We start from the raw sequence: 7,938 nt of genomic DNA on the forward strand, positions 1-7,938 counted from the left end.
GTCACCTCCGGCACGATGACGAACCGTATCGACCGGCTGGCGAAGAAGGGCCTGGTCGAGCGGCTCCCCGACTGAAGCGGGCGACGGCGGCCGGCCAGCCGGACGGGAGCAGGGCGCCGGCCAGGTCGGTGACGACGGTGACCCGGTCGGGCAGCATCTCGGCGGGGCTCAGCAGCATGGTGCCCCGGGGTGCGTGCAGGGTGTCGCGCCAGGTCTCGTCGCTGACCAGGTGCAGGCCCTTGTCGGCGGCGGCCTCGACGGTCTCGTGCATGACCTCGGGCGGTACGACGGTGGCGGTGGGGTCGTCGGCGACGGACAGGACGAGCAGGCGCGGGTCGCCGCCCTCGTCGCGGACCCTGCGCACGGTCTCGAGCAGGGCGTACGGGTCGGGCACCCCGCCGCACTCGGCCGGAGTGCCCACATGGAACACGGGTCTGCCCAGCAGGCGGGCGTAGGGCGCCCACCAGGCGGCGCAGGGTCTGGGGACCAGGACGTCACCGCCGAGCGCGGCGGTCAGCGCGAGCAGCAGGGAGGGGGCGCCCGGGGCGGCGGCCACGCGGGCGGGGTCGGCGGGCAGGCCCCGGCGTTCGAAGTAGCCGCTCGCGGCGTCGAGCAGGGCGGGTGCTCCGCCCACCGGCTGCTCCTCGGCGCGGGGCGCGGCGGCGGCGAGGACGGCGGCCAGTTCCGGCAGGACGGGCAGGGGGTCGTCGGGGAACACCGGCCCGTATCGGACGGGCCCCTGTCCTACCGCGTCCCCCTGCCGCATGGTGCCTCCGCGCAGTCCCTGGTGCCTGCCGTGCCGTGTCCTGCCCTCAGTGTCCAGGTGTCCGCCTGCGCAGCCGGTACACGGCACCGCCGCACGCGGCCGCGATCAGCACGCCTCCGGCGACCAGCGCCGGGACGGAGTCGGTGAAGGTGCCGCCCTCACCGGCCCGCACCCCGCGCTCGACCGCGGCGGCGGTACCAGCGCAGGAATCGCCTCGGGTTTCCTGGCACGGCTGCTGTCCGCCGCCCCCGTGCGCCACGCTGAAGGTCGCGCTCCACGGCCTGCCCTGCCCGCCGGGCGCCGCCGGGCAGGTTCCGTCGACGGTCCACGCGGAGTCCCGTCCGACCTGCTCGTCGGTGGAGATGCGGGCGGTACCGCGGTACGCGGCTCCCGCCGCCCGGTCGTCGGTGCCGGGCGTCCGTCGCAGTTGGACGGTGCCGTCGTCGAAGGCCTGGGACGAGGCATCCATGGTGTCGGGGGCGCTCCCGCCGATCGCTTCGCAGGAGACGGAGACGGTCACGTTCCCGCCCGCCTGGGCGGTGCTCGGAGTCACCTCCGCGGCCGGATCGGCGGCCAGGGCCGGGGTGGCGCCCGCGACGACGCCTGCCAGGGCGACGACGGACAGGAGACGGGCGGTGCGGCGCATGAGCGGGGCTCCTTAGACCGAGGACGGCGGTCACACCATCACAGCCCGGCCGGGAGCGGGGCGCGCGCGGCCGGGCGCCATTGGCGGGACGTCGCGGGGCCGAGCGGGTGAATCCGAGTCGGTGCGGCGCCTAGGCGGCGTCCTCGAGGACCTGTTCGCGGATCCGGTGGCAGCAGCGGCTGATCAGCCGGGACACATGCATCTGCGAGATCCCGAACTCCTCGGCGATCCGGCTCTGCGTCATGTCCCCGAAGAACCGCAGATACAGGATCGTCCGCTCCCGCTCGGGCAGCGCCGCGAGCCGGGGTTTCACTGCCTCCCGGTCGACCACGACGTCCATCGCCGGATCCGCCGAGCCGAGCACGTCGCTCAGCGCGTACCCGTCCTCGCCGCCCGGCAGGTCGGCGTCCAGCGACAGCGCGCTGAAGCTCTCCAGCGCCTCGAGGCCGGCCCGTACGTCCTCCTGGGAGAGCGACGCCTGTACGGCGATCTCCGCGACGGTGGGCCGCCGTCCCGGGGTGGTCTGCGCGACTTCCTGCATGGCGAGACGCACCCGGTTGCGCAGGTCCTGGATCCGGCGCGGCACGTGCAGCGTCCACATGTGGTCGCGGAAGTGGCGTTTGATCTCGCCGGTGATGGTCGGTACGGCATAGCTCTCGAAGGCGTTGCCGCGCTCGGGGTCGTAGCGGTCGACGGCCTTGACCAGGCCGAGGGCCGCGACCTGTCGTAGGTCCTCGGTGCTCTCGCCCCGGTTGCGGAACCGTCCGGCGAGCCGGTCGGCCATGGGCAGCCAGGCCTCAACGATCTCTTCGCGGACGGTGTCGTGCTGCGGACCGGGAGGCAGCGTGGCCAGGGTGCGGAACGCCGCCCCGGTGTCGGGGGCGTCATGGTGGGAACGTCGCCTGGTGTTGGTGCGAGTGGGCATGGTGCGTCACAACTCCCTTGAGCATGCTCCGGGTTGGACGGTCACCGTCGGTGGGAACGCGGTCGCGCTCCAGCGCTGAAGGTTCGCCTGCCCGCGACCTCAAGGGGCAAACACCCCTCAGTCGCGTTCCCTGGCCCCCTCGCGGGTGCGGCCGGGCGCCACGGGGCGGCGTGGATGGCGGCGCAGGTACTCGCCCTCCAGCCGGGCCATGCGGTCGTTGTGGGCGCGCAGCGCGTCGTTCGAGCCGTACAGCAGGGTGTCGTGGCGCGTGCGGTGGATGGTCTCCAGCTCCTTCATGAGCTGGGAGTCGTCCAGGCGCGCAGGGTCGACTCCGGTCATGGTGTGCCCCGCTCGTCGAGTCTCACGGTCCTTGAGGCCACTGTACGAACATTCCGGCCCGGCAGCCTCCGCGAGGGAGGGGCTATCGCGCGCGCTCCACCCGCCGCTCGTCCCACACGGGCTCGGTGCTCTCGCGGACCCTGCCGTCGCTGCCGAAGACCAGGTAGCGGTCGAAGGAGCGGGCGAACCAGCGGTCGTGGGTGACGGAGAGGACCGTGCCGTCGAAGGCCTCCAGGCCTTCCTGGAGGGCTTCGGCGGATTCGAGGTCGAGGTTGTCGGTGGGCTCGTCGAGGAGGAGGGCGGTGACGCCCTGGAGTTCCAGGAGGAGGATCTGGAAGCGGGCCTGCTGGCCGCCGGAGAGCCGGTCGAAGCTCTGCTCGGCCTGGCCGGTCAGCTCGTAGCGGCGCAGCCGGGACATGGCGGGCCCCTGGGCCTGGGCGTGCTCCTTCCACAGGATGTCGAGGAGGGTGCGGCCCTGGAGTTCGGGGTGGGCGTGGGTCTGCGCGAAGTGGCCGGGCACGACCCGCGCGCCGAGCTTCCACTCGCCGGTGTGCCGCACGTCCTCGCCGGCGAGGAGGCGCAGGAAGTGCGACTTGCCCGAGCCGTTCGAGCCGAGGACGGCGACGCGTTCGCCGTAGAAGACCTCCAGGTCGAAGGGTTTCATCAGGCCGGTGAGTTCAAGTCCCTTGCAGGTGACGGCCCTTACGCCGGTGCGGCCGCCCTTGATGCGCATGGTGATGTCCTGCTCGCGGGGCGGCTCGGGCGGCGGGCCCGCCTCCTCGAACTTCCGCAGCCGGGTCTGGGCGGCGGCGTAGCGGGAGGCCAACTCGTGGCTGATGGAGGCGGCCTGACGGAGGTTCAGGACGAGCTTCTTCAGTTGGGCGTGCTTCTCGTCCCAGCGACGGCGCAACTCCTCGAAGCGGGCGAAGCGTTCACGCCGGGCCTCGTGGTAGGTGGCGAAGCCGCCGCCGTGCACCCAGGCGTCCGCGCCGGTGGGTGAGGGTTCCACGGAGACGATCTTCTCGGCGGCGCGGGCGAGGAGTTCACGGTCGTGGGAGACGAACAGGACCGTCTTGCGGGTCTCCTTGAGCTTCTCCTCCAGCCAGCGCTTGCCGGGCACGTCGAGGTAGTTGTCCGGCTCGTCGAGCAGCAGCACCTCGTCGCCGCCGCGCAGCAGCGCCTCCAGGACGAGCCGCTTCTGCTCACCGCCGGAGAGGGTGCTGACCTGCCGGAACTGGGCCTTGTCGTACGGCACGCCGAGTGCTGCCGTGGTGCACATGTCCCACAGCGTCTCGAACTCGTAGCCGTGCACCTCGGCCCAGTCGGACAGGGCCTGCGCGTAGGCGAGTTGGGCTGCCTCGTCGTCGACGGTCATGATGCCGTGCTCGGCCTTGTCGACCTCGGCGGCGACCTCGCGGATGCGAGGCGGGGCGACCGACACGAGCAGGTCCCGTACCGTCGTCTCGTCGCGTACGGAGCCCACGAACTGGCGCATCACGCCGAGGCCGCCGCTCACGGTGACCGTGCCGCCGTGCGGTTTCAGCTCGCCGGAGATCAGCCGCAGCAGGGTCGTCTTGCCGGCGCCGTTGGGCCCGACCAGGGCGACCACGGCGCCTTCGCCGACCCGGAAGGACACATCGCCGAGCAGCGGCCTCCCGTCGGGGAGGTAGTACTCGAGGTGTGCGGCTTCCAGATGTCCCATGACCACGCATTCTGTGGGGCGGCCTCGCGGCCGGGCAAACCGTTATTGTGCCCGCTGCGCCAGGGCCTACGGCTTCTGGTCCGCGTCGAGGGGCTGCCCGGTCGGGCCGCCTTCGGTGTCCGGTCCCGCGGTCTCCACCAGGGCGCCGGCCCAGGTGAGCACCTTCCAGCCGTCGGACGGGGAGCCGTCCAGGACGACGATGCCGGTGTTGTCGAGCGGGCGGGCCGCGGCGAAGGCCACGTCGACGTTGTCGGCGCGGGCGGCCGTCCACATGCGGATCGCGGCGCCGTGGCTGATCACGGCGACGGTGCGGGCGCCGCTGTCCGCGGCCTCCGCGATCACGCCGTCGTAGCGGGCGAGGGCCTCCGCGCCGCTCTCGCCGCCCGGCATCCTCAACTCCGTGTCACCGGCCGCCCACGCGAACACGATCCGCATGTACTCGTGGCCGGGCTCCGTGTCGCCGGGCAGCATCTCCAGGTCGCCGGCGGTCAGCTCCCGGATGCCGTCCCGGACGTGTACGTCGAGGCCGCGGGCGGCGGCCAGTGGGGCCGCTGTCTGCTGGGTGCGGACGAGGGTGGAGGCGTAGAGGGCCTCGATGTCCTCGTCGGCGAGGGCCTCGGGGAGGGCGGCGGCCTGGCGGCGGCCGAGGTCGGTCAGCTCCGCGCCGGGGACGGCGGTGTCGAGGACAAAGGCCACGTTGGCGGTCGTCTGGCCATGGCGTATGAGGAGCAGGCGCATGCGGGGGTCCTCCGATGAAACGGTCCGCCGACGGTCCGCCGGGCAGCAAACGGCCATTTCAGGGTACCCGGCACCGCATGAGCCCCGATGTCGACCTGACCCTCCCCCTGCCCGGCCGCCACGCCCTGCGCGAGTGGCTGCTCTCCCTGGACTCCCGTCTCTTCGAGGTGGCGGCGGAACGGAACTGGCCGGCCGCGGAGCCGGTGCTGCCGCGCCTGAGCCGGAGCGCCAACCACGGTGTGCTGTGGTTCGCCACAGCCGCCGCGGTGGCCGCGAGCCGTACCCCGCGGGCCCGCCGAGCCGCCGCCCGGGGCATCGCCTCACTGAGCCTGGCCTCCCTCACCATCAACACCCTCGGCAAGCGGTCCGTGCGCCGCCACCGGCCCGTGCTGGACCCGGTCCCGCTGGGCCGGCAGTTGAAGCGGCAGCCGATCACCACCTCGTTCCCGTCCGGTCACGCGGCCTCGGCGGCGGCCTTCGCGACCGGGGTGGCCCTGGAGTCCCCGGCCTGGGGCGCGGTGGTGGCCCCGATCGCCTTCTCGGTCGCCATGTCCCGCGTCTACACCGGAGTCCACTTCCCGAGCGACGTGGTCGCCGGGGCCGCTCTGGGCGCGTGCGCGGCGTTCGCGGTGCGCGGCATGGTGCCGACGCGCGGGCAGATCATGCCGCCGCCCCGCCCGCGCGCCGAGGTGCCCGCGCTGGAGGACGGCCAGGGCCTGGTCATGGTGGTCAACTCGGCGTCGGGCAGCGCGGCCCGGGCGGACGCGCTGACGGACATCCTGCCCGGCGCGGAGCTGATCGTCAGCGAACCGGCCGCCGTCCGGGCCGAGTTGGAGAAGGCGGCGGCCCGCGCCCAGGTCCTCGGGGTGTGCGGCGGCGACGGCACGGTGAACGCAGCGGCGGAAGTCGCCCTGCGCCACGCCCTGCCCCTGGCGGTCCTCCCGGGCGGCACCCTCAACCATTTCGCCTACGACCTCGGTGTGGAGGGTGGGCGCGATCTGGGCCGGGCGATCAGGCAGGGCGACGCCGTCCGGGTGGACGTCGGCCGGTTCCGGTCCGGTGCCACCCGGGGCATCTTCCTCAACACCCTGAGTCTGGGCGTCTATCCGGAGCTGGTGCGGGAGCGGGAGCGCTGGTCGCCCCGGATCGGCGGCTGGCCCGCGGGGGTGCTCGCGGCGCTGCGTGTGCTGCGCGCGGACCGGCATCCGCTGGAGGCCGAACTCGGCGGCCGTACCCGCCCGTTGTGGCTGCTGTTCGCCGGCAACGGCACCTATCACCGGATGGGGATCGCGTCGGGCCGCCGGGTCGACCTGGCGGACGGACGGCTCGACATCCGGGTCGTGCACGGTGGCCGCAGGCCCGCGCTGCGCCTGCTCGCGGCGGCCCTCGCGGGCCCCTTCACCCGCTCCCCCGCCCACGCGGCGGCCCAGGTGCACCGCCTGCGCCTGACCGGTCTCGAACCCGGCACGCTCCTCGCCTACGACGGCGAAGTCACGGACGTGGAAGGCGAGTTGACCCTGGAGGAGCTGCCCGAGGCACTGACGGTGTACCGCCCGCTGACCGAGACCCTGATCACCCGTCAGTCCACATCGTAAAACTCGGGTCTCATTATTCGACATGCGCGCGTAGCGTGACTCCTACCGCCGAAGAAGACGCGAAGGGGTAGGTAGAGCCATGCCGAAAGCACAGGAGACCGCCGTCTACACGCACGGGCACCACGAGTCCGTACTGCGGTCGCACACCCGACGAACGGCCGTCAACTCCGCCGCCTACCTGCTCGGTTCGCTGAAGCCCCACATGAAGATCCTGGACATCGGCTGTGGTCCGGGCACCATCACCGCCGACCTGGCGGCGCTGGTCCCGGACGGCTCCGTCACCGGCGTCGACCACGCGCCGGGCATCCTGGACCAGGCCCGGGCCACGGCCGCCGAACGCGGTCTCACGAACGTCGACTTCGCGGTCGCGGACATCCACGCGCTGGACTACCCGGACGACACGTTCTGCGTGGTCCACGCCCATCAGGTGCTCCAGCACGTGGGCGATCCGGTGCAGGCACTGCGGGAGATGAGGCGGGTGACCAAGCCGGGCGGGTTCATCGCCGCCCGGGACGGGGACTACGCGGCGATGACCTGGTATCCGGAGGTCCCGGGGCTGGACGACTGGCTGGACCTGTACCGGCGGGTGGCCCGCGCCAACGGGGGCGAGCCGGACGCCGGACGGCGGCTGAAGTCATGGGCGCTGCGGGCGGGGCTCACGGACATCACCGCCACGTCGAGCAACTGGACGTTCCACACACCGGACGAGCGTGCCTGGTGGAGCGGCCTGTGGGCGGACCGCACCGTGGCGTCCTCGTACGCGGGCATCGCGACCGGCGGCGGCCACGCGAGCACCGAGGAGCTGAACGCCGTGGCCGAGGCGTGGCGGGAGTGGGGGAAGCGCGAGGACGGCTGGTTCGCCGTGCTGCACGGCGAGATCCTGTGCCGCAAGGACGCCTGATCCGGCCGATCCGGGGCACCCGGCGGTCAGGAGGTTAGACACTATGGTTCCGATTCTGCTCGTCCTTCTGCTGGCGCTGATCCTGTTCGGCGCCGGCTTCGCAGTGAAGATCCTCTGGTGGGTGGCGCTCATCGTCCTCGCCGTGTGGCTGCTCGGCTTCCTGGTGCGCGGCACCTCGGCGAGCGGCGGCAGGGGACGCTGGTACCGCTGGTAGCGGGCCGTCCGCGGCACCGCACAGACGTCGGGCCCGGGCCGCGCCGAGAGATCGGCGCGGCGCGGGGCCGGGGGGGGGTGGGGGCGGCGGCCCGCTCGCTGTCGGGGGTGGG

General features: G+C 73.1%; 8 protein-coding genes and 2 pseudogenes. 4 read left to right on the top strand and 6 right to left on the bottom strand.

Annotated elements, in window-relative coordinates; all coding sequences use genetic code 11:
• Nucleotides 1–72 (top strand): annotated as a pseudogene (locus tag ABZT04_RS45640) (MarR family transcriptional regulator); the annotation flags it as partial.
• A 1-nt stretch (nucleotide 73) separates the two neighbouring features.
• On the opposite strand, the pseudogene ABZT04_RS45645 reads toward ABZT04_RS45640, so the two are convergent.
• The 6 genes and pseudogenes from ABZT04_RS45645 to ABZT04_RS45670 all read right to left on the bottom strand — a co-directional run.
• Nucleotides 74–766 (bottom strand): annotated as a pseudogene (locus ABZT04_RS45645) (aminotransferase class I/II-fold pyridoxal phosphate-dependent enzyme); the annotation flags it as partial.
• A 46-nt stretch (nucleotides 767–812) separates the two neighbouring features.
• A complete protein-coding gene (locus ABZT04_RS45650; RefSeq protein ID WP_356066566.1) occupies nucleotides 813–1,412 on the bottom strand; it encodes a hypothetical protein in 600 nt (199 codons plus the stop codon).
• Between the two features lie 130 nt (nucleotides 1,413–1,542).
• Complete coding sequence (locus ABZT04_RS45655) at nucleotides 1,543–2,337, bottom strand: RNA polymerase sigma factor SigF (RefSeq protein WP_356066569.1); 795 nt, start codon at nucleotides 2,335–2,337, stop codon at nucleotides 1,543–1,545.
• 117 nt (nucleotides 2,338–2,454) lie between these two features.
• On the bottom strand, nucleotides 2,455–2,676 hold the full coding sequence (locus tag ABZT04_RS45660; protein WP_356066571.1) for a DUF6158 family protein: 222 nt from the start codon (nucleotides 2,674–2,676) through the stop codon (nucleotides 2,455–2,457).
• Nucleotides 2,677–2,758: 82 nt separating this feature from the next.
• A complete protein-coding gene (locus tag ABZT04_RS45665) occupies nucleotides 2,759–4,378 on the bottom strand; it encodes an ATP-binding cassette domain-containing protein (RefSeq protein WP_356066574.1) in 1,620 nt (539 codons plus the stop codon).
• A gap of 66 nt (nucleotides 4,379–4,444) precedes the next feature.
• A complete protein-coding gene (locus tag ABZT04_RS45670; protein WP_356066576.1) occupies nucleotides 4,445–5,116 on the bottom strand; it encodes a histidine phosphatase family protein in 672 nt (223 codons plus the stop codon).
• A gap of 77 nt (nucleotides 5,117–5,193) precedes the next feature.
• On the opposite strand from ABZT04_RS45670, the gene ABZT04_RS45675 reads away from it, so the two are divergent.
• The 3 genes from ABZT04_RS45675 to ABZT04_RS45685 all read left to right on the top strand — a co-directional run bounded on the left by ABZT04_RS45675 (nucleotide 5,194) and on the right by ABZT04_RS45685 (nucleotide 7,826).
• On the top strand, nucleotides 5,194–6,711 hold the full coding sequence (locus tag ABZT04_RS45675) for a phosphatase PAP2 family protein (protein ID WP_356066579.1): 1,518 nt from the start codon (nucleotides 5,194–5,196) through the stop codon (nucleotides 6,709–6,711).
• 79 nt (nucleotides 6,712–6,790) lie between these two features.
• Nucleotides 6,791–7,612, top strand: a complete 822-nt coding sequence (locus tag ABZT04_RS45680) for a class I SAM-dependent methyltransferase (RefSeq protein WP_356066581.1) — start codon at nucleotides 6,791–6,793, stop codon at nucleotides 7,610–7,612.
• Between the two features lie 43 nt (nucleotides 7,613–7,655).
• The gene (locus ABZT04_RS45685) at nucleotides 7,656–7,826 is read left to right on the top strand and encodes a hydrophobic protein (RefSeq protein ID WP_356066584.1); all 171 of its coding nucleotides are present in this window, start codon (nucleotides 7,656–7,658) and stop codon (nucleotides 7,824–7,826) included.
• Nucleotides 7,827–7,938: the final 112 nt, after the last annotated feature.

This window comes from Streptomyces sp. NPDC005492 (assembly GCF_040605995.1).
Taxonomy (GTDB): Bacteria; Actinomycetota; Actinomycetes; order Streptomycetales; family Streptomycetaceae; genus Streptomyces.